At 65.9% G+C, this 23,284-nt stretch carries 21 protein-coding genes; 4 read left to right on the forward strand and 17 right to left on the reverse strand.

The window, feature by feature from the left end:
* Positions 1 to 2 precede the first annotated feature (2 nt).
* On the reverse strand, positions 3 to 1,691 hold the full coding sequence (locus KXR83_RS13260) for a SulP family inorganic anion transporter (RefSeq protein ID WP_437425209.1): 1,689 nt from the start codon (positions 1,689 to 1,691) through the stop codon (positions 3 to 5).
* A 139-nt stretch (positions 1,692 to 1,830) separates the two neighbouring features.
* Here KXR83_RS13260 and KXR83_RS13265 point away from each other — a divergent pair, with 139 nt between their 5' ends.
* From KXR83_RS13265 to KXR83_RS13280, 4 genes are all read left to right on the forward strand, one after another.
* A complete protein-coding gene (locus tag KXR83_RS13265) occupies positions 1,831 to 3,285 on the forward strand; it encodes an SGNH/GDSL hydrolase family protein (RefSeq protein WP_437425210.1) in 1,455 nt (484 codons plus the stop codon).
* Positions 3,286 to 3,397: 112 nt separating this feature from the next.
* Complete coding sequence (locus KXR83_RS13270) at positions 3,398 to 5,047, forward strand: sigma-54-dependent Fis family transcriptional regulator (protein ID WP_437425211.1); 1,650 nt, start codon at positions 3,398 to 3,400, stop codon at positions 5,045 to 5,047.
* Between the two features lie 151 nt (positions 5,048 to 5,198).
* Entirely contained in the window at positions 5,199 to 6,695 is a 1,497-nt protein-coding gene (locus KXR83_RS13275) for an aldehyde dehydrogenase family protein (RefSeq protein ID WP_437425212.1), read from the forward strand.
* A gap of 44 nt (positions 6,696 to 6,739) precedes the next feature.
* Positions 6,740 to 7,852, forward strand: coding sequence for an NDMA-dependent alcohol dehydrogenase (locus tag KXR83_RS13280; RefSeq protein WP_437425213.1), 1,113 nt, complete (start codon positions 6,740 to 6,742; stop codon positions 7,850 to 7,852).
* Positions 7,853 to 7,916: 64 nt separating this feature from the next.
* Here the strand turns inward: KXR83_RS13280 and KXR83_RS13285 are convergent, their stop codons facing one another.
* From KXR83_RS13285 to KXR83_RS13360, 16 genes are all read right to left on the reverse strand, one after another.
* A complete protein-coding gene (locus KXR83_RS13285) occupies positions 7,917 to 8,735 on the reverse strand; it encodes a crotonase/enoyl-CoA hydratase family protein (RefSeq protein WP_437425214.1) in 819 nt (272 codons plus the stop codon).
* Positions 8,736 to 8,781: 46 nt separating this feature from the next.
* Positions 8,782 to 9,114: an ArsR/SmtB family transcription factor gene (locus tag KXR83_RS13290; protein WP_437425215.1), complete on the reverse strand. Its 333-nt coding sequence runs from the start codon at positions 9,112 to 9,114 to the stop codon at positions 8,782 to 8,784.
* Positions 9,101 to 9,559 carry an ATPase gene (locus KXR83_RS13295; RefSeq protein ID WP_437425216.1) on the reverse strand — a complete coding sequence of 153 codons (459 nt, stop codon included), beginning with the start codon at positions 9,557 to 9,559 and terminating at the stop codon, positions 9,101 to 9,103. Before KXR83_RS13295 ends, KXR83_RS13290 begins: the two co-directional genes overlap by 14 nt.
* An 80-nt stretch (positions 9,560 to 9,639) precedes the next feature.
* The gene (locus KXR83_RS13300) at positions 9,640 to 10,242 is read right to left on the reverse strand and encodes a TetR/AcrR family transcriptional regulator (RefSeq protein WP_247209950.1); all 603 of its coding nucleotides are present in this window, start codon (positions 10,240 to 10,242) and stop codon (positions 9,640 to 9,642) included.
* The gene (locus KXR83_RS13305) at positions 10,239 to 11,000 is read right to left on the reverse strand and encodes an enoyl-CoA hydratase family protein (RefSeq protein WP_437425217.1); all 762 of its coding nucleotides are present in this window, start codon (positions 10,998 to 11,000) and stop codon (positions 10,239 to 10,241) included. The genes KXR83_RS13300 and KXR83_RS13305 overlap by 4 nt, the downstream gene beginning before the upstream one ends.
* 21 nt (positions 11,001 to 11,021) lie before the next feature.
* Positions 11,022 to 12,179 (reverse strand): acyl-CoA dehydrogenase family protein, encoded by a 1,158-nt coding sequence (locus KXR83_RS13310; protein ID WP_437425218.1) that lies wholly within the window; start codon positions 12,177 to 12,179, stop codon positions 11,022 to 11,024.
* Entirely contained in the window at positions 12,176 to 14,170 is a 1,995-nt protein-coding gene (locus KXR83_RS13315; RefSeq protein ID WP_437425219.1) for an acetyl/propionyl/methylcrotonyl-CoA carboxylase subunit alpha, read from the reverse strand. The genes KXR83_RS13310 and KXR83_RS13315 overlap by 4 nt, the downstream gene beginning before the upstream one ends.
* An 8-nt stretch (positions 14,171 to 14,178) precedes the next feature.
* Positions 14,179 to 15,714 (reverse strand): acyl-CoA carboxylase subunit beta, encoded by a 1,536-nt coding sequence (locus tag KXR83_RS13320; RefSeq protein WP_317712868.1) that lies wholly within the window; start codon positions 15,712 to 15,714, stop codon positions 14,179 to 14,181.
* A 32-nt stretch (positions 15,715 to 15,746) separates the two neighbouring features.
* Positions 15,747 to 16,910: an acyl-CoA dehydrogenase family protein gene (locus KXR83_RS13325; RefSeq protein WP_437425220.1), complete on the reverse strand. Its 1,164-nt coding sequence runs from the start codon at positions 16,908 to 16,910 to the stop codon at positions 15,747 to 15,749.
* The gene (locus tag KXR83_RS13330; protein ID WP_437425221.1) at positions 16,907 to 18,625 is read right to left on the reverse strand and encodes an acyclic terpene utilization AtuA family protein; all 1,719 of its coding nucleotides are present in this window, start codon (positions 18,623 to 18,625) and stop codon (positions 16,907 to 16,909) included. Before KXR83_RS13330 ends, KXR83_RS13325 begins: the two co-directional genes overlap by 4 nt.
* Positions 18,622 to 19,386, reverse strand: coding sequence for a TIGR03084 family metal-binding protein (locus tag KXR83_RS13335; RefSeq protein WP_437425377.1), 765 nt, complete (start codon positions 19,384 to 19,386; stop codon positions 18,622 to 18,624). Before KXR83_RS13335 ends, KXR83_RS13330 begins: the two co-directional genes overlap by 4 nt.
* A 59-nt stretch (positions 19,387 to 19,445) precedes the next feature.
* The gene (locus KXR83_RS13340) at positions 19,446 to 20,345 is read right to left on the reverse strand and encodes an acyl-CoA thioesterase domain-containing protein (RefSeq protein WP_437425222.1); all 900 of its coding nucleotides are present in this window, start codon (positions 20,343 to 20,345) and stop codon (positions 19,446 to 19,448) included.
* Between the two features lie 34 nt (positions 20,346 to 20,379).
* On the reverse strand, positions 20,380 to 21,252 hold the full coding sequence (locus KXR83_RS13345; RefSeq protein ID WP_437425223.1) for an SDR family NAD(P)-dependent oxidoreductase: 873 nt from the start codon (positions 21,250 to 21,252) through the stop codon (positions 20,380 to 20,382).
* A 5-nt stretch (positions 21,253 to 21,257) separates the two neighbouring features.
* Positions 21,258 to 22,514, reverse strand: coding sequence for a hypothetical protein (locus tag KXR83_RS13350; protein ID WP_437425224.1), 1,257 nt, complete (start codon positions 22,512 to 22,514; stop codon positions 21,258 to 21,260).
* Positions 22,515 to 22,521: 7 nt separating this feature from the next.
* Positions 22,522 to 23,073, reverse strand: a complete 552-nt coding sequence (locus KXR83_RS13355) for a hypothetical protein (protein ID WP_062798971.1) — start codon at positions 23,071 to 23,073, stop codon at positions 22,522 to 22,524.
* Positions 23,074 to 23,088: 15 nt separating this feature from the next.
* Complete coding sequence (locus KXR83_RS13360; protein WP_437425225.1) at positions 23,089 to 23,280, reverse strand: ferredoxin; 192 nt, start codon at positions 23,278 to 23,280, stop codon at positions 23,089 to 23,091.
* Between the last annotated feature and the right edge of the window lie 4 nt (positions 23,281 to 23,284).

A 23,284-nucleotide genomic window follows, 5' to 3' on the forward strand; every position in this document is an offset into this window, starting at 1 on the left:
GCTCAACAGCCCTCGCGGTTCCTGAACGCGTCCACCGCCGCCTCGATCGTGGGATGGAAACGGCCGGGGCCGAATCTGTCTGCCAGGCCGAATCGGATGAGCCTGTCTTTCATGGGCCCCTTCATCTCCGCGAAGACCAGACGGATGCCCTTGCTCGCCAGATAGGTGTCGAGATCGATGAGTTCGTCGACCGCGGTGGTGTCGATGCCGGTCACCGGTTCTGCCGCCACGATCACCCAATCGACCCGCTCGTGGGCCGCCGCGACCACCGACCGGACGTAGTCGTCGAAGATGCCGCCGTTCGCGAAGAACAGCGGTGCATCGAAGCGGACGAGGACAAGACCCGGGATGCGGCGACCGGCCGGGTGGCGCGCGATGTCGTGGAAGCCGGGGCGGTCGGCCACCTGGACGAGCTCGGTGCGGTAGGGCTGCCAGGCCCGCGCGACCACCGCGACAAAGGACAGGCCGATCGCGACCAGGACACCTTCGAGTACCCCGACCAGCGCGACGCCCACGAAGGCCGCGACCGCGAGAGCGAACTCGATCCTGCTCATCCGGAACATCCGGACCATGCCGCTCACGTCGACCAGCGCGGTGGCGGCCACGATCACCACGGCGGCGAGCGTGGCGTCGGGCAGGTATGCGGTGACGCCCGGAGCCGCGAGCACGAAGACCAGGACGGCGAGGGCCCCGACGACTCCGGCGAGTTGGGTCTTGGCCCCGGCCTGCTCGGCCACGGGGGTGCGCGATCCACTCGCCGAGATCGGGAAGCCACTGAAAAGGCCGCCCGCGATGTTGGCCACGCCGATTGCCTTCATCTCCGTGCTGCCGTTCACCTCTTCGCCGTGGCGGGCCGCGAACGTGCGAGAGAGGACACCGGTGTCGGCGAAAGCGATCAACGCGATGCCGGCCGCGGGCCCGACGAGCTCGGCCACGTCCGACCAGTCGACTCCCCCGAACGACGGCAGCGGCATGCCGTCGGGCAACGCGCCGACCATCCCGACGTCATCGGTGAGACCCAGGGCCGCAGAGACGATGATCGCCACCACGACGGCCACGAGAACCCCTGGCACGCGGGGCAACCAGAGCCGGAAGGCGACGATGATCGCCAGTGAGCCGAAACCGATTGTGGCGGTGACGAGGTCGACGCCGCCGCTGAATGCAGCGTGGGCGGTCTCCCAACCCTGCTCGATCAGGTTGTCGGCATCGACCGAGAAGCCGAGCAGTTTCGGCAACTGGCCGACGACCACGATGAGCGCGATCGCGTTCAGATATCCGAGCCGGATCGGTTTCGACAGCAGGTCGGTGACGAACCCCAGCCTCAGGAACCCGGCGACGAGCAAGATGAGACCGACAAGGACTGCGAGGATTCCCGCGAGGGCGAGCGCGGTCTCCGGGTCCCCGGTGACCGCCAGCGGCACCACCGCTGCGGCGATCAGGGGCGCGAGCGACGAATCCGGTCCGAGGACAAGGATTTTCGACGGGCCCACCACTGCATACGCGAGGAGCGGGACGATGGTGGCATACAGGCCGGCATACGCGGGCAACCCGGCCGCTTCTGCGTAACCCATCCCGGCCGGGATGAGCAGCGCGGTCAAGACCAGGCCCGCGGTGATGTCGGAACGCAGCCACTCCCGGCGATACTGCCGCGCGGTCGCGACCCCGGGTAAGCGGGCGAATACTTCCGTCAAGGCGGTTACCACGACTCCATCTCGGGCCGGTGTTGCAGACCAGTTCTCGGCTCCGGAGAGTCTATTCGCTTGTGCCCGCCCCTGATCGGACAACGCTGTTCGTCGCCCACCTGCCGGCGTCCGGCCTTACTGTTAGCAAATGTCACCATTTGAGCGGACGCTGTCGCCGATGACGCGCACCGCACGACGCTGCTGCGGCCCGTTCCTCGTTGCTCTCACCGTCGGCGCGGGCTTGGTCGTCGCCCCATCCGGCCCGGCGGCAGCGGCGCCCACACCGATCGTCTGCCCGGCCTTCGGTCCGTGGGTGGGGGCCTGGAGCGCGCCGGCAAGCGACGGGGCACTGTCCCCGGATGGGCCTCCGAGTCCCTACTTCCCGCCCGTCGACCCCAGCCTCGTGCCCAATCCCGAGGTCGACAACTCGACGGTCCGGTCTGTCATCGTGCCGACCCGCGCCGGCGAGGTCCTCCGCGTGGACCTGTCGAACGAGTACGGCGAGGCGCCGGTGACGTTCACATCGGTGAGTGTTGGAAAACAGGCGACCGGTGCAGGCGTGTCCGATCCCGTTCCCCTCTTGTTCGGTGGACAGCCGACGGTGACGGTGCCTGCCGGCGGCGAGGTGGTCAGTGACCCCATGCCGTACGCCTTCCAGGCTTTCGAAGCACTGTCGATCAGTACCTTCACCCCTGACGACGTGGCGTCGGCAACCCGGCACTGGGTGGCGCGTCAGCGCTCGTACCTCACGGCAACCGGAGCCGGCGACAAGACACTCGACACCAGTGGCGCCGCGTTCGGCACCACCACGACGTCGCGGCTCTTCGTGACCGGGATGGACACACTGACTCCCGGAACGGGAGCGGTTGTCACACTTGGGGATTCCCTGACCGATGGCTATCAGACGGGCGCACCCAACCCGACCGGCCCCTCACCCGAACTGCCCGCCGGCCTCGACGAGAACGTCCGATGGCCCGACCGCCTGGCCCGCCGGATCAACGAGCAGGGACTGCCGCTGACGGTTGTCAACGCCGGAATATCTGGCAACAGGGTCAGTTTCGATGCGGCCGAGGGGCAATCAGGACTCATCAACACCTCTCGTGGAGATTCGGCATCGACTCGACTGGACCGAGACGTGCTGTCGGTTCCCAACGTGCGTACCGTTGTCCTGTTCGAAGGCATCAACGATCTGGGCCAGGCCCCCGGCGTGACCGTCGATCAGCTGACCCAGAACTATCAGACGATCATCGACTCGCTGCACCAGCGCGGAATCCGTGTCCTACAGGGCACCATCACTCCTGCCGGGGGCCATACCGGGCAGGGCAGTTACGGCACGAGTGCAACCAACGATCTGCGCAACCAGGTCAACGAGTGGATCCGCACCAGCAGTCCGGCCGACGGTGTCGTGGACTTCGACAAGGCCGTCGCCGACCCGGCGAACCCCTCTGCTCTCCTTCCTGCCTACGACGACGGCGATCACCTCCACCTCAGCGCCGCCGGCTACCAGAAGTTGGCCGACACCGTCGCTTTGGGTCAGCTGGTCAACAACTGTGGGTCAGGATCGTCCGGTTCCTCTGATTCGGCCTGGGGTTCGGCGGCGTAGTCCTGCGCCACCGGCGCTCGTCCGGCGATCGATTCCCCAGGGACATCGACCATCGGGAGCGTCCGGTTCCGCAGTGCTCTCGCCTACCGCGGGGGTAGCGTCGCAGGTGCCGATGAACAGCCGATCGCACAACCAACCGAATCGCCCCGACATCGCCCGGTCGTGGCAGCGATCGATGCTGGGTGGGCTGAAGCCAGGTGACTCGCCGGACGTGCGGCCTGTGGACATCTCATCAACCGAGCACCCGTTGCTGCGGGCCGCCGGCCCGGTCATCGACGCCATCGCACATCAATTGGCCGAGTCCAACACGGCTCTGCTGCTGGTGGATTCCGACGCCCGGCTCGTGTCCCGCACGTTCGGCGGGGTCCAGGTCGAGCAGGCACTGGAATCGGTGGGCGCGGTGTGCGGCGCCGAGTTCAGCGAGGACACGATGGGCACCACCGCGCTGGGTACCCCGCTCGAGATCCGGGACGGCATCGTCATCAATGCCGCCGAACACTTCCTCGAGCAGTTCCGCACCATCAGTTGCTATGGGCGACCCATCCTCCATCCCGTCTCTCGTCGGCTGGAGGGGATCGTCTGCATGAGCAACCTCGAACCGACCGTCAATCCGCTGTTCGCGCCGTTCGTCGACCGGATCGCGGGCGATATCGAGCAGCGTCTCCTCGAGGGGTCGCGAGCGCGGCAGACGGCGGTGGTGGAGGCGTTTCAGCGTGTCGCGCCGCGTCGCGATGTCGCCGTCGTCGCGGTCGGCGACGATCTGTTGCTGACCAATGCGCTTGCCGCCGACATCCTCGCCTCCGCGGATTTCGGAACCCTCCGCGCACTGGCCGCCGATCTGGGTGCAGACGAGCGCCGAACGCAACTCGCACTGGTGTCGGGCAACGTCGTGGAGGTCGTCGGCCGGCGGGTGTCCGGCAGTGCCGGCGGCGCCCTCTTCCGGGTGCGACCTCTGGATCTGCCCCACGTGCCGATTGCCCGTAAGTCGCGCTCGCAGACCGGCGCCGGACTGCGGACAGACCGACCTCGCAGCGTGTGGGAGAACACCGCCATCACCGGCGAACCGGGTAGTGGACGGACCAGCACCGCGGCTGAACTGCTGGGCGACCGCCCGGTCCGTGCCGTGGACGCCGCGGCCCTGGTGACCGGCTCGGGCGGTGGCGGACTGATCGGCCATCTCACCGGCACCGACCAGACCACCCTGCTCATCGAGAACGTGCATCTCCTTGATCCGCTGAGTCTGTCCGCGCTCAGGACGGCGGTTCTCGAGGGGACCCCACCGGTTGTACTGACCGCTCCCCCGCTGCCCGAGTCACCTGGTCCGGTCGCCGCCCTCATCGCTCTGTGTCCACGCCGGATAGATCTGGCGCCGTTGCGCCATCGCACGATCGACCTGCCGGCTCTGGCGGGAAACGTGTTGTCGCGCATCGCGCCTCGTGCCGTGCTCGGTGCGGCAGCCGGTGAGGCCCTGCTCTCGTCCGACTGGCCGGGCAACCTGACCGAACTCACGATGGTTCTGCGAACCGCGGCCGACAATGCCGCCCGCCGCGCGGATCGGGTGATCACGGTTGCCGACCTGCCCGCGCACCATCAGACCACCACGCGCGCGCACCGGCTGTCCGGACGAGACCGGGCCGAACGTCAGGCGATCGTCGAGGCCATGCAGGCCAGCGACGGCAACAAGGTCCACGCGGCCAAGATGCTCGGCATCAGTCGCAGCACGCTGTACACCCGGCTACGCGCCCTCGACATCGATCACTGAGGATCGTTCGCTCGACAGGCCGAGTAGACGCTTGAGTCCTTCCGCAGCGTCCGGCGGGGTGTACAGATTCCGGACAGTTGGGCACCACCTTTCGTTGGCACTATGACCGCAGTCACATAAGCGACTGTGCATGCTGACGCTAGGAGAATGTATGACCGCCATTGCCGAGCCCCAATTGACCTCGCGGGTAAGAGATTTCATTTCGACCGACCGTTCGATGCTGATCGGGGGCGAGTGGACGGCTGCCGTATCGGGCAAGACCTTCACCACCTTCGACCCGGCCACCACGGCTCCCATCACCGACGTCGCCCACGGCGACGCCACCGACGTCGACCGAGCGGTCCGGGCCGCCCGGCGGGCATTCGATGATGGGCCATGGGCCCGGATGAAGCCGAACGAGCGCGAACGTCTGCTCTGGCGGGTCGGGGATCTGCTGACCGAACGCGCGGAGGAGTTCGGCCAGCTCGAAGCCCTGGACAACGGCAAGTCAGCGGGTATCGCCGCGGCTGTCGACACAGCGTGGTCGGCCGACATCTTCCGATACAACGCGGGGCTGTGCACCAAGATTTTCGGATCCACGGTGAACGTGTCGATGCCCTTTGTCCCTGGCGGCGAGTTCCACGCGTACACCCTCCGTGACCCCGTCGGGGTATGCGGCCTCATCGTCCCGTGGAACTTCCCCCTCCTGATGGCGTCGTTCAAGCTGGCCCCCGCACTCGCGGCCGGCAACACCGTGGTCCTCAAACCTGCCGAGCAAACCCCGTTGACTGCACTGCTTTTGGGCGAGATCTTCGAGGAGGCAGGATTTCCTCCCGGGGTCGTCAACATCGTCACCGGCTTCGGTGATGCCGGCGCCGCCCTGACGGCACATCCGGACGTGGACAAGATCGCGTTCACCGGGTCCACCGAGGTCGGCAAGAAGATCGTCGCGGCCGCGCAGGGCAATCTCAAGAAGGTCTCTCTCGAACTGGGTGGCAAGAGCCCAAACATCGTGTTCGCAGACGCCGACTTCGAGCAGGCCGTGGCCGGTTCGGTCGCCGCATGGATGTTCAATCACGGCCAGTGCTGCGTCGCGGGCACACGACTGTTTGTGGAGCGCCCGATCTTCGACGACTTCACCGCCGCCGTCGCAGAGGCTGCATCGAAGGCCAAGATCGGTCCGGGCCTGGACCCCACCACCGAGCTCGGCCCGCTCATCTCGCAGGAGCAGTTCGACAAGGTCAGCGGCTATCTCGCTCAGGGTCTTGCCGACGGCGCTCGGGCGCTGACCGGCGGAAAACGCTGGGGCACGGAAGGATACTTCATCGAACCCACTGTCTTCGTGGACGTCGAGCCGAGTTTCTCGATCGTCGAGGAAGAGATCTTCGGGCCCGTGGTGGCCGCGATGCCCTTCGACGGAGATGACGTGGTGGCTGCCGCGAACAACTCGATCTACGGACTCGCCGCCGGCATCTGGACCCGAGACCTGTCCAAGGCACACAAGACAGCCAGGCGCATCAAGGCCGGTTCGGTCTGGGTCAACCAGTACAACGGTTTCGACACCGCGATGCCGTTCGGTGGCTACAAGCAGTCCGGCTGGGGCCGCGAACTCGGCAACTCGGCGATCGATCTCTACACCGAGACCAAATCGGTGAACATCGCTCTCTGACAAGACTTCTCGACATCCTCCTTCACACCACCGAAAGGACCATCATGAAAACCAAAGCCGCAGTGCTACTCGAGGCCGGCAAACCGTTCGAGATCATGGAACTCGAACTCGACGGGCCGGGCCCCGGCGAGGTGCTCATCAAGTACACCGCCGCCGGACTCTGTCATTCCGACCTCCACCTGACCGACGGCGATCTGCCGCCGCGCTATCCGATCGTCGGCGGACACGAAGGGTCAGGCATCATCGAGGAAGTGGGACCCGGCGTCACCAAGGTGAAACCCGGCGACCACGTGGTGTGCAGCTTCATCCCCAACTGTGGCACCTGTCGCTACTGCTCGACCGGTCGGCAGAACCTATGCGACATGGGCGCCACCATCCTGGAGGGCTCGATGCCCGACGGTTCCTTCCGATTCCACGGGGACGGAAAAGATTTCGGCGCCATGTGCATGCTCGGTACGTTCGCCGAACGCGCCACCATCTCACAGCACTCGGTGGTGAAGGTCGACGATTGGCTTCCGCTGGAGACCGCCGTCCTGGTCGGTTGCGGTGTGCCGTCCGGCTGGGGGACGGCGGTCAATGCAGGTAACCTCCGCAACGGCGACACGGCGGTGATCTACGGCATCGGAGGGCTGGGCATCAACGCCGTACAGGGTGCGGTGGGAGCCGGTTGCAAGTACGTGGTGGTGGTCGACCCCGTGCCGCTCAAGCGCGAGACGGCGCTGAAGTTCGGTGCCACACATGCATTCGCCGATGCGGCCAGTGCCGCTGAAAAGGTCAACGAACTCACCTGGGGCCAAGGCGCGGACGCGGCTCTGATCCTGGTCGGCACCGTCGACCAGGAAGTGGTGTCGGCCGCGACTGCGGTCATCGGCAAAGGCGGCACGGTGGTGATCACCGGCCTGGCGGACCCGACGAAGTTGACGGTGCAGGTGTCGGGCACCGATCTGACCCTGAACCAGAAGACGATCAAGGGGTCGCTCTTCGGATCGATGAATCCGCAGTACGACATCGTCAAACTCCTGCGACTGTACGACGCCGGCCAGTTGAAACTGGATGAGCTGATCACTCAGACCTACTCACTCGAACAGGTCAATCAGGGCTACCAGGATCTTCGCGACGGCAAGAACATCCGCGGGGTCATCCACCACTCGGCGTGACGACTCGCGACGAAGGCCCGCACCCATCTCGGCTGGGGTGCGGGCTTTCGCCGTACATCGCGCGTCAGCGTCGGCGGCGTGCCATGTCCTCGGTGCGTCTGCGGACCACCTCGATTTGCTCGGGTGAGCCGATCAGCTTCCGGATGGCGACCTGCTCGGCGTCGAATCCAGCGGCGAGGTCCACTCGCCCGGCCAGTTCGAGCAGAGCCTTGGCCTCGACCAGTGCGCCCCGGGAGTTGCCTGCGATCTCGGTGGCCAGCGCCGTGGCCGCCGACAGCGGGTCGTCGTCGGTGCGGGTCACCAGACCCAGTGCGGCTGCATCGCTTCCACTGAATCTGCGACCGGTGAACACCAGCTCCTTGGCGACGTCGCGACCGACGAGCTCAGGCAGTATCTGCGTGCCGGTCATGTCCGGGATCAATCCCCAGACGATCTCCATCACCGACAGAGTGGTGTCGGGCGCGGCGATCCGGATGTCCGCGCCGAGCGCCACCTGCAATCCCCCACCGAACGCGACGCCGTGGAGGGCGGCGATGACGGGTACGGGCACCAGTGACCACACATGCACGGCTTGTTGGCCCAGAGCTGTTGCCGCGCCCAGGGGTTCGCGGTCGGCCACGACGTCGGCAGCCCCACCTTGCATCAGTTCGAACTGGGCCATGTCGAGACCGGCACAGAACGCCCGGCCTTCACCGGCGATCACCACCGCGGAGACGTCGGCGCGGTCGATGAGCGCTGATCCGACGTCGACGAGCGCCTCGAACATCGCCGGATCGAGGGCGTTCATCTTGTCCGGCCGATTGAGCCGCACCTGTGCGACCCCATCGGCGACCTCACAGGTCACCCGCTGCCGGCCTGCTGCGTCCCCGCTCGTGTCAGTCACCACCGATTCATATCAGGTGGCCTGCCGGCAGCGGAAGAAGTTGGACCTAGGTGTTCGGATCGGCCTCGGCACGCGTCTTGATGTCGGCGAGACGACGATCCCAGCCGGCGGCGATGCCATCGAGTTCGCGGCCGATCCGGCTGAGCCGGGCGCCCACCGCGGTGAACCTCACCTCGCGACCGGACTTCGACGACGAGACCAGGCCGGTCTCCTCCAAGATCGCCAGATGTTTGGCGATGGCCTGTCGCGAGACCGGGAACTCCGCCGCGAGCGCCGACGCGGACGCCGGGGCCCTGCCCAGCCTGACGAGCAGCCCCCAGCGGGTGTCGTCGGCGAGCGCGGCGAAGACTGCCGGCAGTTCGGTGTCAGCTCCGGACATCGACCTGAGCAAGTTCGAGATGCCGCTTGGCGATACCCAGTTCCTGGGTCCATCCCTCGGTGTTGTCGTCGAACTTCTTGCGCCGTTCGGTGGCGTCTCCGGGCAGAGACGCAAACCCGCTCTCGGCAACCCTGAGAACCACTGACCCCGAGGAGATCTCGTCGATCCAGAACTCGACCAACGTCGAGGCGCCCGCGGTGTCGGCCACATCGGCGATCCAGCGGAAAGCAGCGTACTTCGGCGGGTCCAGCGTGACGGTGCGAAGGGCAAAAGCACCGTGCACCGGATCATGCACGATGTCGACGTCGCCGGACCGCTCGATCCGGTGGGGCGTGATCTCGGAGTCGTTGATGTACCAACCGGGTTCACTGATCAGCGACCACACCCGATCGGCCGGTGCGTCGATGTCGATCTGCCGCTCGATGCGGTCAAAGTCTTCAGTCATGGTGTCCTCCGTGTCGGATTGATCTGCAACCCAAGGATTGCACATCCCGGTTCCGATATGCAACCTTCTGGTTGCACAAATCAGCGGAGTGACACCCGGAGTTGCTCCGCCCACGCCCCGACGACCTGCCTGCGGCGCGCGGAGTCGTCGGACAACGTATCGGCCAATCCGAGCCCACGCGCGAAGTCCAGGGTGGCCTGCACCAGCCGATGGACCTTGGGGTCCGAATCGTCGACCCCCAGCATGTGCACCGTCATCGAATGGGCCGCGGCTCCGAACCGGCCCTCGAGCGGCAGGATCAACCGGCGGAGCGATTCGTCCGATGCCGCTGCGCACCAGACCTGTAACGCCGCCTTGAACTCTTGACCGGTGTAGAACTCGACGGCCGTGGCGACGGCGACCTCGATCCGTCCGGCACCAGGTGGAAGTCGCTCGGCCTCGTCGGTGGCACGCATCGTCAGGTTCTCGAAGACATGCTCGAGTGCGGCGGTGATGAGGTCCTCGCGGGTCGGGAAATGGTGTTGCGCCGCACCACGGGACACCCCCGCACGGCCGGCAACCACACCAACACTGCACGCCGCCCAGCCATCGACGGCGAGGACGTCGATGGTCGCGTCGAGTAGGCGTTGCCGCGTCGCCCGACTGCGGTCCTGCTGGGGAGTTCGTACCGGGCCGCGCGTCATGGGTGCTCGGCCACCCAGGGTGGCGGTTGCTTGTTCAAGAATGCGAGCATTCCCGCCCTGGCCTCGTCCGAACCGAACAGGGCCGCTGATTCGCTCGCCAATCGTGTTGCATCGCGGTCGAATTCACGCAGAATAGCCGTCGTGGTCAGCCGCTTGCTCGCGGCGAGACCCTGCGGAGAACCCTTGCGCAGATCGGCACACCAGTTCGCCACGATGCCGGCCAGCGCTTCGGAGTCCGCCGCTGCGGTGGTGATCAGCCCGATCTCCTCGGCCACGTGGGCGTTGAACTTCTCGCCGGTGAGGAAGTACCGGCCGGCCGCCCGGGACGTGAGTCTGGGGAGCACCGTAAGCGAGATCATCGATGGCGCAACGCCGATTCTCGCTTCGGTCAACGCGAAGGTGCTCGCCGGGCCCGCCGCCACGAGATCACAGGCCCCGACGAACCCGAACCCGCCTGCTCGTACGTGGCCATCGATCCGTCCGATCACCGGTTTGGGCAACTCGATGATCGACCGCATGAGATCGATCATCACCTCTGGCCCGGTTCTGCCCGCCTCACTGAGATCGGCTCCTGCGCAGAAGGTCCCGCCGGTATGTGTCAACACCACTGCCCGCACCGCTTGGTCGTCGCGGGCAGCGTCCAGTCGTGCGGTCAGCTGCTCGACCAGCGCGCCTGAGATCGCGTTGCGGTTTCCGGGCGAATCCAGTGTGATGGTGGCGATTCCCGCTTCGGCGGCGTATCCGACGATGTTGTCCATATCGCTTCTCGGGGTCCGCTCTCAGTACGACTTGGGTAGGCCGAGACTGTTCTGCGCCACGAAGTTCAGGATCATCTCGCGACTGACGGGCGCCACGCGGGCGATCCGGCACAGGTTGAGCAGCGGCGCGAGCCCGTACTCGGTGGACAGACCGTTGCCGCCGAGCGACTGTACGGCGGAATCGACGATCTTGACGCATGCCTCGGCCGCCGCGTACTTGGCCATGTTCGCCGGTTCGGCCGCACCCCAGTCGTCACCGGCGTCGTACAGCGTTGCGGCCTTCTGCATCATCAGTTTGGCCAGTTCCATCTCGATCTTGCCGACTGCCAAAGGATGCGCGATGGCCTGGTGTGCGCCGATGGGCGTCTTCCACACGGTCCGCTCGTTGACGTATTCCACCGCACGGCCGAGAGCGAAGCGTCCCATCCCGACAGCTGACGCGGCTGCCATGATGCGCTCGGGGTTGAGACCGGCGAACAGTTGGCTCAGCGCCGCATCCTCGGAACCCACCAGCGCGGTCGACGGAAGGCGCACGTCGTCGAGGAACAGCAGGAACTGCTTCTCGGGATTGACCAGGTCCATCTCGATCTGATTGAACTCGAAACCCGGTGCGTCGGTGGGCAGGATGAACAGCGCGGGCTTGAGCCGGCCGGTCTTTGCGTCCTCGGTGCGGGCCACGATCAGCACGGCCTGGGCTTGGTCCACGCCGGACACATAGATCTTGCGACCCGAGAGCAGCCAGTCGCCACCGTCGCGCCGCGCAGTGGTGGTGATGTTGTGCGAGTTGGACCCCGCATCGGGCTCGGTGATACCGAAAGCCATGGTGATCGACCCGTCGGCGAGTCCGGGCAGCCACTGCTTCTTCTGGTCTTCGGTGCCGAAGCGCGCGATGACGTTTCCGCAGATTGCCGGGGAGACCACCATCATCAGCAGTCCGCTACCGATGGCCGCCAGTTCTTCCATCACGATCGACAGCTCGTACATTCCCGCGCCACCGCCGCCGTACTCCTCGGGCAGGTTGACACCGATGAAGCCCAGCTTTCCTGCCTCAGACCACAATTCATCCGTCTTGCGGCCGCTGCGGGCGCAATCGAGGAAGTACTCGTGGCCGAAACGGCCGCCGAGACCGGCCACCGAACTGCGTAACGCCTTCTGCTCATCTGTTTCCACGAAGCTCATGCTGTCTCTCCCTCGATCTCGTTCGGCCGATGTTCTGAGATGACGGCGAGCACTTCGCCCACGGCCACCTGTTGTCCTGCCCCGATGGGCAGCTTCTCGACGATCCCGTCTGCGGAGGCCGAGATGGTGTGCTCCATTTTCATCGCCTCGAGCCACAGCAGCGGCTCGCCCTTCGTGACGGTCTGACCTTCCACGACGGCGATCCTGATGATCGACCCCGGCATCGGCGCGAGCAGCGATCCGGGGGCACTCATCTCGGCGGGGTCGACGAATCGCGGTGCCCTGGTCAGCGTCACCGACCCACCTGAGAAATCGACCCAGCGCGCGGCGTCGCGTCGACGTACCCGGAAGGTGCGGTCCACGCCTGCAACGGTGAGGGTCACTGCGTTGCTGTGCATCGTCTTGACCGTCACCGCTGGGTCATCCGGCAGCACCACACCGTCACGTGTCACCCGGTATCGCACCGTCGTCTCGTCGGTGTTCTCCCCGAACGTGTAGTCCTTCGTCTGCGTGGCCGACGGCAGGTTGCGCCAGCCCGACGGCAGTCCCCCATCCACGCCTGCACGGCTCCGGTTGTCGGCGGCGTCGGCGAGTGCGGCGGCGATGATCGCCTCGCGTCGTCGCTCCTCACCAGCCAGAGGGGCCGAGAGGACGTCGAGACCGATCTCGTCGATGAACTTGGTGGTGGTGTCGCCATCACGGAACTCGTTGCGGCGCAGCATCGTCACCAGCATGTCGCGGTTGGTGCGTGGACCGTGGAGTTCCGCCGACTCGAGCGCCCCTGCAAGAATGTTGATCGCGGTGCGCCGGTCCGGTGCCCAGCTGATCACCTTCGCGAGCATCGGGTCGTAGAAGACCGAGATCTCGCTCCCGTCCTCGATGCCCGAGTCCACTCGCACACCGGGTGCGCCCAGTCGGCGGAAGGCCGCATCGCCCGCGATGTGCACGTGATCGACGGTGCCGGACTGGGGTTGCCAGTCTGCGCCGGGATCCTCGGCATACAGGCGAACCTCGATCGAATGGCCCTGCGGTTCCGGAGCTTCGGGCGGCAGATGCGCGCCCTCGGCGATGTGCAGTTGCCACGCGACCAGGTCGAGCCCACTGGTCTCCTCGGTGACGGGGTGTTCGACCTGCAGCCGGGTGTTCATCTCCAAGAAGAAGAACCGTCCGTTGTCGTCGGCGAGGAACTCGACGGTCCCGGCTCCGGTGTAACCGATGGCCGAGGCAGCGGCCACCGCAGCATCGAAGAGTTCGCGGCGCAACGTGGCGCCGATTCGCTCCACGAGCGGGGACGGCGCCTCCTCGATGATCTTCTGATGGCGTCGCTGTATCGAGCACTCCCGCTCGCCCACCGCCCACACGTTTCCTGCTGCGTCGCCCAGCACCTGCACCTCGATGTGGTGGCCACGCTCGATGTACGGCTCGCAGAACACCGTCGCGTCACCGAATGCCGATTGCGCTTCACGAGCTGCGGCCGCCACCTCTGCGGTCAGGTCGGCGAGGTCGCGAACGATGCGCATACCTCGGCCACCCCCGCCGGCGGATGCCTTGATCAAGACCGGAAGATCTTCGGCGGCAATGGCATCCGGATCCAGGTTGCTCAACACCGGTACACCGGCGTCGGCCATGATCGCCTTGGCGTTCACCTTCGAACCCATCGCATCGATCGCCGATGGATCGGGGCCGATCCAGGTGAGCCCGGCCTCGATCACCGCTCGGGCGAAGGCGGCGTTCTCGGACAGGAAGCCGTAGCCCGGGTGCACCGCATCGGCACCGGCGGCACGCGCGGCAGCGATCACCGCATCGGTCTTGAGGTAGGTGTCGGCAGAGGTGTTGCCCGGCAACCGGACTGCCACATCTGCCTCACGGACGTGAGGAGCATTGGCGTCGGGATCCGAGTACACCGCGACGGTGCCGAATCCGAGACGGCGGCATGTGGCGAAGACCCGGCGCGCGATCTCGCCGCGGTTGGCCACCAGTACTGTTTGCATGTTTCCCATCACATCCGGAAGACGCCGAAGTTGCTGGTGCCTTGCACCGGCCCGTTGTCGATCGCCGAGAGGCAGAGCCCGAGAACCGTACGGCTGTCCCGGGGGTCGATGATGCCGTCGTCGTACAGCATTCCCGAGAGGAACGCCGGCATCGATTCCTTCTCGATCTGAGCTTCGATCATCGCCCGCATACCGGCGTCGGCCTCTTCGTCGACCGTTCCGCCCCTGGCCTCGGTCGCGGCGCGCGACACCATCGAGATCACTCCGGCCAGTTGGGCTGCGCCCATCACCGCCGACTTCGCACTGGGCCAGCTGAACAGGAAGCGGGGGTTGTACGCCCGTCCGCACATGCCGTAGTGGCCCGCTCCGTAGCTCGCGCCGATCAGCAGCGAGATGTGCGGGACGGTGGAGTTCGATACGGCATTGATCATCATCGAGCCGTGTTTGATGATGCCGCCCCGCTCGTACTCTTGCCCCACCATGTACCCGGTGGTGTTGTGCAAGAACAGCAATGGGGTGTCCGAGCGGTTCGCGAGTTGGATGAACTGGGTTGCCTTCTGCGCCTCGGCGCTGAACAGCACCCCCTGGGCGTTCGCCAGGATCCCGATCGGATAGCCGTGGATGCGCGCCCATCCCGTACACAGCGACGATCCGTACTCGGGTTTGAACTCGTCGAACACGCTGTCGTCGACAATGCGGGTGATGACGTCGCGAGGATCGAACGGGATCCTCAGGTCTCCGGGCACGATCCCGAGCAGATCCGATTCGGGATGGCGCGGTTCGATGCTCGCGGCCACCGGTCCCGGGCCGCGCTTACGCCAGTTGAGCCGGGCGACGATCCGCCGACCGATCCGGATGGCGTCCCGTTCGTCGGTGGCGTAGTAGTCGGCGAGCCCGGACGTACGTGCGTGCATCTGGGCACCACCGAGGGACTCGTCGTCGCTGACCTCACCGGTGGCCATCTTCACCAACGGCGGTCCGCCGAGGAACACCTTAGACTGGCCTTCGATCATCACGGTGTGGTCGGACATGCCCGGCAGGTAGGCGCCGCCGGCGGTCGAGTTACCGAAAACGAGTGACAGCGTGGGTATCCCGGCCGCAGACAGTTTGGTGAGGTCCCGGAACATCGCGCCTCCGGGGATGAACACCTCTTTCTGCGTGGGCAGGTCCGCTCCCCCGGATTCCACGAGGTTGATCAGTGGAAGACGGTTCTCCAGAGCGATCTGATTGGCGCGCAGGCCCTTACGAAGTGTCCAGGGGTTGGAGGTGCCGCCACGCACGGTCGGGTCGTTGGCCACGAGTACACATTCGACCCCTTCGATCACACCGATGCCGGTGACGATCGAGGCCCCCACAGGGAAGTCGGACCCGTACGCGGCGATGGGCGACAGTTCCAGGAACGGACTGTCCTCATCCACCAGCAACTCGATGCGTTCGCGGGCAAGCAGCTTGCCGCGTTCGCGGTGGCGGGCCACCTTCTTCTCGCCGCCACCGGCCGCAGCCTGAGCGAACAGTTCCTCGATCTCGGCGATCTTGCCGAGCATCGAAGTGGTGGCGTCGTCGATGTCGGGCGCGCTCACGGGTGGTACCCCAATCGTTTTCCGGCCAGGCCGGTGAGGATTTCGGTTGTTCCGCCGCCGATACCGATGATCCGCATGTCGCGATACTGGCGTTCGACCTCGGTGCCGGTCATGTAACCCGCGCCACCGAACAGCTGAACCGCCTTGTCGGCCACCCACTCCCCGGCCTCGACCGCGCTGTTCTTCGCGAAACAGACCTCGGCGATCAGATCGGTCTCGCCGGCTGCTGCAGCGTCCACTATGGCGTGGGTGTAGGTGCGGACCACGTCGATCTTGCGGGCCATCTCGGTGACCGTTGCCTGCACCGACTGCCGGGCGATCAGCGGCTTGCCGAAGGTGTGCCGCTCACGGATCCACTCCAGGGTGAGGTCGAGACACCGTTGGGCGCTGGCATAGGCCTGCACGGCCAGGCCGACCCGTTCGGTGACAAAGGCTTGCGCGATCTGCACGAACCCGGAGTTCTCCGCACCGACGAGGTTGGTGACGGGTACGCGGACGTCCACGTACGACAGCTCCGCGGTATCCGATGCGCGCCAACCCATCTTGTCGAGCTTGCGGGTGACCGTGAAGCCGGGGGTGCCGCGCTCGACCACCAGCAGGGAGACGCCACCTGCACCCGGCCCGCCGGTGCGTACCGCGGTGACGACGAAATCCGCACGGACACCTGAGGTGATGTAGGTCTTGGCGCCGTTGACGATGTAGTGATCGCCGTCGCGAACCGCAGCGGTGGTCAGGTGGCCGACATCGCTGCCACCTCCGGGTTCGGTGATGGCGAGACTGCCGATCTTCTCTCCGGCCAGCGTGGGCCGGACCCACTTGTCGATCTGCTCGGCATCTCGTGCCGCGATCAGGTGCGGCAGCGCGATCCCGCAGGTGAGCAGCGACGAGAACACCCCTCCGGACACCCCTGCGTAGTGCAGTTCCTCGCCCAGGATGGTGGCGTCGATCAGGTCTCCACCCGAGCCGCCGACTTCTTCGGGAAAGCCCAACCCGAGGAGTCCCACCTCCGCGGCCTGCTTGTGCAGGTCCAGCGGCAGCTCGCCGAGGCGCTCCCACTCGTCCTGGTGCGGCAAGATGTGTCGCTGCGCGAAAGCCCTGACGGTACTGCGCAATTGCGCCCGCTCGTCAGTTCTCCACGCCGGGGTCTCGAGTGTTCTCACGTCAGTTCTCCGAATTCGATGGGGATGTCGATGTGTCGTGATCTCAGCCATTCCCCCAGGCCTTTGGCCTGAGGGTCGAACCGGACGTTGTCAGCGACACCGCGACCGAGAATGCCCTCGATCACGAAGTTGATCGCCAGCAGGTTGGGGAAGACGTGGCGATGGACCGTCAGTTCGGCGGCTTCGGGGATCAGGGCTGTGAACCGATCGGTCGTAAGCGTTGCCACCAGCCACTCGAAGTGGTCCGGGTTGCGCACCCACACACCGACATTCGCGCTCCCGCCCTTGTCCCCACTGCGTGCGCCGGCGATGTCGCCGAGCGGCGCCCGCCGGGTGAGGCCCCACCGGGCGGGATCGGCCGGCTCGTCCGCATCGTCCGGCGAGAAGGTGTCGGCAACCGGAGCCGACGTCGCCACCGGGCTGGCATCGATGTCGAGCGTCGATCCGTCCGCGAGATGCACACGGTGAGGAACGCTGTGTGCCGGTACATATCCGGGCTCGAACACCGCAAAGGGAGAGCCTGTCCCCGGCGGGGCGGTCATCGTGAAGCCCGGGTAACTGGCCAGCGCCAATTCCACCGCAGCCGAGGAGAACTGGCGCCCGACGACCTTCGGGTCAGTGTCTTTGGCGACGCACTGGAGCACCGCACTCGCCTGTTGTTGCGTCGGTGCGTCGGTTTGATCGAGGCGGGTGAGGGTCCAGGTGAGGTCGGCCGGTGCGTGGCGTAGCTCGGACTCGAACTGCGTCCGCACCAGTTCGGCCTTTGCCTCGATGTCCAAACCCGTGAGGATCATGGTGATCTCGTTACGGAATCCGGCCAGGTGGTTCAGCGACACCTTCAGGGTGTCCGGTGGAGCCTCGCCTCGCACACCGGTCACCCGCACGCGGTCGTCGCCGAGATCCTCGAGCTCGATCGTGTCGAGACGGGTGGTCGCATCGGGCCCGAGGTAGCGCGGTCCGCCCACCTCGTACAGCAGCTGAGCGGTGACGGTACCAACCGTGACCGCTCCGCTCGTTCCGGCATGTTTGGTGATCACCGACGACCCGTCGGCCTCGATCTCGGCGATCGGGAATCCCGGGTGACGCAGGTCTGCGATCTCGGTGAAGAACGCATAGTTTCCGCCGGTTGCCTGGGTGCCGCATTCGATGATGTGGCCGGCGACCATGGCTCCGGCGATCTGATCGAGATGGTCGGGCTCCCAGCCGAAGTGGGCGATGGCGGGACCGACGGCCAGTGACGCGTCGGTGACACGACCGGTCACCACGATGTCGGCGCCGGCTTGCAGGGCGGCGGCGATGCCGAAGCCACCGAGGTACGCGTTTGCCGTCAGTGGCGTTCCCAGCCCGAGATCGGCGGCACTCGCGGTGAGGTCGTCGCCGTCGACGTAGGCGATGGAGGGTGAGAGACCGAGTTCGTCGGCCAGCCGGGTCAACGCCTCGGCCAGGCCTGCGGGGTTCACACCGCCCGCGTTGCTGACGATCTTGACACCGCGATCCATCGCCGTGCCGAGATTTGTCTCCACCTGTCGCAGAAAGGTTTTCGCGTATCCAAGCGTGGAGTCCTTGAGTCGGTCACGTCCGAGGATGAGCATGGTCAGCTCGGCAAGGTAGTCGCCGGTCAGGTAGTCGAGATCACCGCCGGTCAGCATCTCCTGCATCGCGGCGAAGCGGTCGCCGTAGAAACCCGACGCGTTGCCGATGCGTACCGCGCTCATCGGCCGCCTCCAGGAGGACCCGCGAAGCACTGCGCGATGGTCACCCACCGGGCCGCATCGTCACCCTCGGTGTGGATGTCGACATCCGCCGGGTTGCGGCGTTGGGTCACCAAGAGGCAGAAGTCGAGTGCCGAACCGGACACCTTCTGCGCAGCGCCCTCTGGTCCCCACGTCCACACCGAACCGTCGGGCGCCGCGAGCTCATACCGGAATTCCTCGGCGGGAGGAATGATCTGGTTCACCTGGTACGCAAAATCACGGGTTCTGACCCCCAGATGTGCGATCGACTTCAGTCGAGCGGTCGGTTCGTTGGAGATTCCCAGCGCATCGGCGATGTCGAGGCCGTGAGCCCACACCTCCATGAGCCGGGCCGTGGCCATCGATGCCGCCGACATGGGCGGCCCGAACCACGGCAGCTTCTCGCCGGGAGGGTGGGACAAGAGCGCGTCCATCAGAGCACGTCGGCGTGTACGCCACTCGGCAAGGAGTTGTGCGGGCGGCTTCGCCGCCTCTTCACGAGCCCCGTCATCGACGAACGTGGCGGGTTTCTCCCATGCCGTCTTGAGGATGTCGTCGAACGCTGCGGCGTCGGTGGCCGCGACGCGCGCCTGCTCGTCGGTCCACGACAGGTGTGCCACCTGGTCGATGACCCTCCACCCGACAGCGGGAGTGCTTGCCAACCAACCGGATTCGGGTAGGTCTGCAACCATGCTGTCGACGACGTCGATCTCGGCGGACAGGTCTGCCACCAACTCGGCCACGATGCTCACCGGGCCAGCATCACACGACCCGGGAGCTAAAGCAAGCACTGCTGCTTGTTTTAGTCCGGTGGTACCGCTGCGGCATCGGCCGTGGCTTCAGCGAGGACAGTTCCGTCGGCGCCCACCATGGTGGCCAGCAGAGAGACGATCCGGCGGCCTGCCTTGATCAGCTGGACCGAGATGATTAGCTCACCCGCGTCTATCGCAGGCGACCGGAAGTAGCTGAGCGTGATGTCGACGATCCGGTAACGAACTCTCGCGGCCGCGGGCAACTCGGCCCCGAGTGAGCACGCCTCCGTCATCGCGGCCACCACCACGCCGCCGTGCATGGTGCCCATCCGATTGGCCATCCCGGGTGTTGGCGTGACGGCGACGGTGATGTTCTTGTCGCCCACCGCGGCCACCCGGATGCCGAACATCCGCTGCACGGGTCCGTGCCCGATGCTGCCCTCTGCCAGACCGCGAAGTATGTCGACACCGGTGAGCGCGTTGTCGAGAGGTGGGGGCGCAGGCGCCTGATGAACACGGCGGGCAGACCCCGCGACGTGGCCGGCCTCTCCCTCGGGCACCTCGCCGGTCGGTCTGCTGACGACAATTCCTCGCCCCATCGCCAAACAGACCACGTGGCCACCGTCGTCGACCAGTTCCGCCGACGTCACCCCATGTCCGCCCGTCATCCCGACCACGCGACCGAACCCCTGCACGGAGGTGCCGACGGCCACGGGTACGGGCATCGAAAGCGCGAGCCTGGCCTGTACTGTCGCCGATCCCGCGGGCTGCGAATGATAGAACTCGGAGCCGCCCACGATCTCGGCGAGTGTGGCGACCGAGGTCAGTCCGGCATCACCGCGGTGATCCAGCAATCCGGTCCCCACGTACTGACGAAAAGACCGAACCCCCGCGTCGGTCTTCGAGTACTCGATGGCGAGCGAGGTCAGCGGCCCAGACGAATCGGTCATGTCCACTGCCTATCACGACCGTTGCCCACGCGGATCAGTCGGGAACGAGTCGATGTAACTCCGGCAATGTGTAGGGCGGTTCGTCCTGATGTCCGCGATACGCCACGAAAGCAGGCTCGAACGCCGGGTATCGGCCGATGAATCCTCCTGCTGCACTGAATATCTGACCGGTCACCTTGGATGCGAAATCGCTGACCAGGTACGAGTACAGGGGGGCCACGTACTCCGGCGGCGCCGGATCGAGCGCGGCGTCACGGGTGAACTCGTCGAGCAACCCGCGCTCGAACAGATCCCTGATGTGCGCTTCGTAGCCGGCACCGGTCGACAGTCGCGTTTTCCCACCGGGACAGATGACGTTGACCCGGACGCCATGCGGCTTCAGGTCCGCGGCCAGCGCCAGCGCCAGACCGCTGACGCCGCCCTTGGCCGCCGGGTATCCGGTGCCACCGAAGTTTCCGGCCGCGGCCGCCGAGCCCGTGGCCACGATCGACCCGTGACCCTGCCGGGACAGGACCGGCGCCGCCACCCGAGCCAACTCGAAAGTGCTCAGCAGGTGGGCGTCGAGCTGCGCGCGGAAGTCGGCAGTCGACATGGTGAGGATCGACGACTGTTCGGGTTCGGCGATCCCGGCACAGTTGATCACCGCATCCAAACGGCCGAACCCGTCGGTCGATGCCGCGATCAGTGCTTCGGCGACGCCGTCGTCGGCCGCCGAACCGGCAACCGCCACAGCGACGCCGCCGCGGTCCCTCACATCGGCGGCGACGCGGGACGCCACGTCACCGTCGCGTCCGTTGATCACCACCGATGCACCCTCGGCCACAAGGCGTTCGGCCACGGCGCGACCGATTCCCCGGCTCGAACCGGCGATCACCACGCACTTGCCGGAGAGATGCTGTTCGGCCACGGAGGTCAGGCGCCCGTGTTGACCGGCGTGATCGACAGCGGGATACCTCGATCGGCGAACTCGAAGGTCGATCCGCCGCTGAATCGCGCGATCGCGACCTCACCGAGTTCCTTGATGGCCTCGGCATGTGCGATCTCGACCACCACGTCGCCACCGTCGCGGTAACCCGTCACCGCCGACCAGGTGAGATCGACGCCGGTGGCCATCGCCAGGACCGGTTCGAGATGGTCTTGATCGATGTGTGCCAGCCAGCCGCCGTCGGCGACCGCACTGGAATCGGCAGGGATACGCAGCCGGACGATGGCGGACTCCCCCGTGCCGTGCACCGACACCTCGGTGCCCGCGTACTGATCAGGGCCGAGGATCGGATGTATCCGCAATACTGCGGCCAGATCCTCGGCACCCTGTCCGAGGCCAAGGCACTTACGCAACCGATCGGCCGTCAGACCGGATATTCCCGTCAACTGTTTGCGGAAGATCTCGGCTGCCTTGTCGTCGTCGGTCTTGCCCCGCACCGACATCAGAAAGCCCAAAGCCAGCAGATGGTGTTGCAGTGCAACCTCTTCGGCGATACGCACCAGGGCCGAGTGGGACCAGTCCTCGAAACGCAGGTCTTCCCAGACCGGCCCGATGTAGTCGCCGTGACCCTCGCTCTCCGGGTCGATCGGCGACAGTTCGAGCGTCGCAGCCCGGGTTTTCGACATCTCGATGGATTCGGGAGGCAGCGGCAGCTCTTCGCGGTCCGGCTCGATGGTGACCGTCCACGCGCAGTGCGGGTGCTGATCCGCCGGACGGCGAGGTGGCCGGTGGATCGGGCGAATCCGTGCCCGCCGGTTGGTGGCGATCGCGGTGGCGTCGAAGGTGGGGTCTTCGATGTCGTGGCACATCGACGTCACGTAGTCGTCGCCCATCGGCTCCACGTCCATCAACGCGCCGCAGTGGTTGAGGACGAACTCGCCGTGATACTTGTCGAAGATCGTGTACCGGAAGTCCATGAACTGCGGTGGTGCGCCGATGTCGAGCTGCAGGCATTTGAACATGTCCGCCACGCCGTCACCGTCGATCTGCAGAGCGGTTCGCATCCGCCCGGTGTAGACCGGACTCGCGGCCATCCACTCCTCGATCGCGATCTGCGCCATGGTCTCGCGGCCGAAAGCCGCTATGCAGTGCGCCATTCCGGACCGGTCGATCAATTGGCCGGACAGCAGTAGTTCTGGCACCAGCTTGGCCAGCTGGGCGCGACTCAGGTCCGCGTATGACATCTGCAGGTCACCACATCGGAACTGGAGTCTTGCCGAGGGGGTACCACCCTGGCAGCAACTCCTTGGCGTTGATGACCCGGTCGATGCGGCCCTGCATTCCCTTGCTCATCACGCCGTCGGTCATCATCTCCATGAACAGCGCGGTGACGTTGCCGTAGTCGAAGAAGTCCCGCTGCCAGCCCCACTTGAAATCGCCGGCGTACTTGAACCAGCTGCCCTGAATCCCTTCCAGCCCATAGTGCGAACCGTCCGGGCGGGTGGCCTCGAAGATCTGCTTCCACAGTCCGAGCATGTCGCCGGTCTTCTCATCGATCACCCACGTCTGGTAGGGGTAGGTCCACCCGTCGAGACCGTCCATCTCGTAGCCGATCGCGTAGTCACGGATCTCATCTCGACCGACCGCCATGAAGTCGTGCTTGGCGCCGTAATTCCAGCCGTATGTGGCGTCTTCGGTGTAGAACTCCGCAAGGGGACGCCAGTCGCCGGCTTTCTCGCAATCGACGTTCCCCTGCAGCCAGCGCTCGACCATCTCGTCGAGCTCAGCGCGATCAAATGCCATGGAAATAACCAACTTTCATTCTTCAATGATCTTGAGGGCCTGAGTGGGACAGTAACGCACCGCGCGCTTGACGTCCTCCAAATGACTATCATCCGGTTGCGGGTCAAGGAGATTCACCGATTCGCGCTCGGCTTCGAAGATATCCGGCGCTTCCATCTCGCACATTGCGTGTCCCTGGCACAGATCCAGGTCGACTTCGATTCTCATCGGC

The organism is Williamsia muralis (assembly GCF_051487485.1).
GTDB classification, from domain to species: Bacteria; Actinomycetota; Actinomycetes; order Mycobacteriales; family Mycobacteriaceae; genus Williamsia; species Williamsia muralis_B.

What these genes read in the sequence shown, in the direction of transcription:
- KXR83_RS13295 (WP_437425216.1), bottom strand. Translation starts at nt 9,559, where the DNA reads ATGACTGAAGACTTTGACCGCATCGAGCGGCAGATCGACATCGACGCA.
- KXR83_RS13270 (WP_437425211.1), top strand. Translation starts at nt 3,398, where the DNA reads ATGAACAGCCGATCGCACAACCAACCGAATCGCCCCGACATCGCCCGG.
- KXR83_RS13315 (WP_437425219.1), bottom strand. Translation starts at nt 14,170, where the DNA reads ATGCAAACAGTACTGGTGGCCAACCGCGGCGAGATCGCGCGCCGGGTC.
- KXR83_RS13350 (WP_437425224.1), bottom strand. Translation starts at nt 22,514, where the DNA reads ATGTCATACGCGGACCTGAGTCGCGCCCAGCTGGCCAAGCTGGTGCCA.
- KXR83_RS13310 (WP_437425218.1), bottom strand. Translation starts at nt 12,179, where the DNA reads ATGAGCTTCGTGGAAACAGATGAGCAGAAGGCGTTACGCAGTTCGGTG.
- KXR83_RS13360 (WP_437425225.1), bottom strand. Translation starts at nt 23,280, where the DNA reads ATGAGAATCGAAGTCGACCTGGATCTGTGCCAGGGACACGCAATGTGC.
- KXR83_RS13340 (WP_437425222.1), bottom strand. Translation starts at nt 20,345, where the DNA reads ATGACCGATTCGTCTGGGCCGCTGACCTCGCTCGCCATCGAGTACTCG.
- KXR83_RS13305 (WP_437425217.1), bottom strand. Translation starts at nt 11,000, where the DNA reads ATGGACAACATCGTCGGATACGCCGCCGAAGCGGGAATCGCCACCATC.
- KXR83_RS13300 (WP_247209950.1), bottom strand. Translation starts at nt 10,242, where the DNA reads ATGACGCGCGGCCCGGTACGAACTCCCCAGCAGGACCGCAGTCGGGCG.
- KXR83_RS13330 (WP_437425221.1), bottom strand. Translation starts at nt 18,625, where the DNA reads ATGAGCGCGGTACGCATCGGCAACGCGTCGGGTTTCTACGGCGACCGC.
- KXR83_RS13290 (WP_437425215.1), bottom strand. Translation starts at nt 9,114, where the DNA reads ATGTCCGGAGCTGACACCGAACTGCCGGCAGTCTTCGCCGCGCTCGCC.
- KXR83_RS13275 (WP_437425212.1), top strand. Translation starts at nt 5,199, where the DNA reads ATGACCGCCATTGCCGAGCCCCAATTGACCTCGCGGGTAAGAGATTTC.
- KXR83_RS13355 (WP_062798971.1), bottom strand. Translation starts at nt 23,073, where the DNA reads ATGGCATTTGATCGCGCTGAGCTCGACGAGATGGTCGAGCGCTGGCTG.
- KXR83_RS13280 (WP_437425213.1), top strand. Translation starts at nt 6,740, where the DNA reads ATGAAAACCAAAGCCGCAGTGCTACTCGAGGCCGGCAAACCGTTCGAG.
- KXR83_RS13265 (WP_437425210.1), top strand. Translation starts at nt 1,831, where the DNA reads ATGTCACCATTTGAGCGGACGCTGTCGCCGATGACGCGCACCGCACGA.
- KXR83_RS13320 (WP_317712868.1), bottom strand. Translation starts at nt 15,714, where the DNA reads ATGCTCGGCAAGATCGCCGAGATCGAGGAACTGTTCGCTCAGGCTGCG.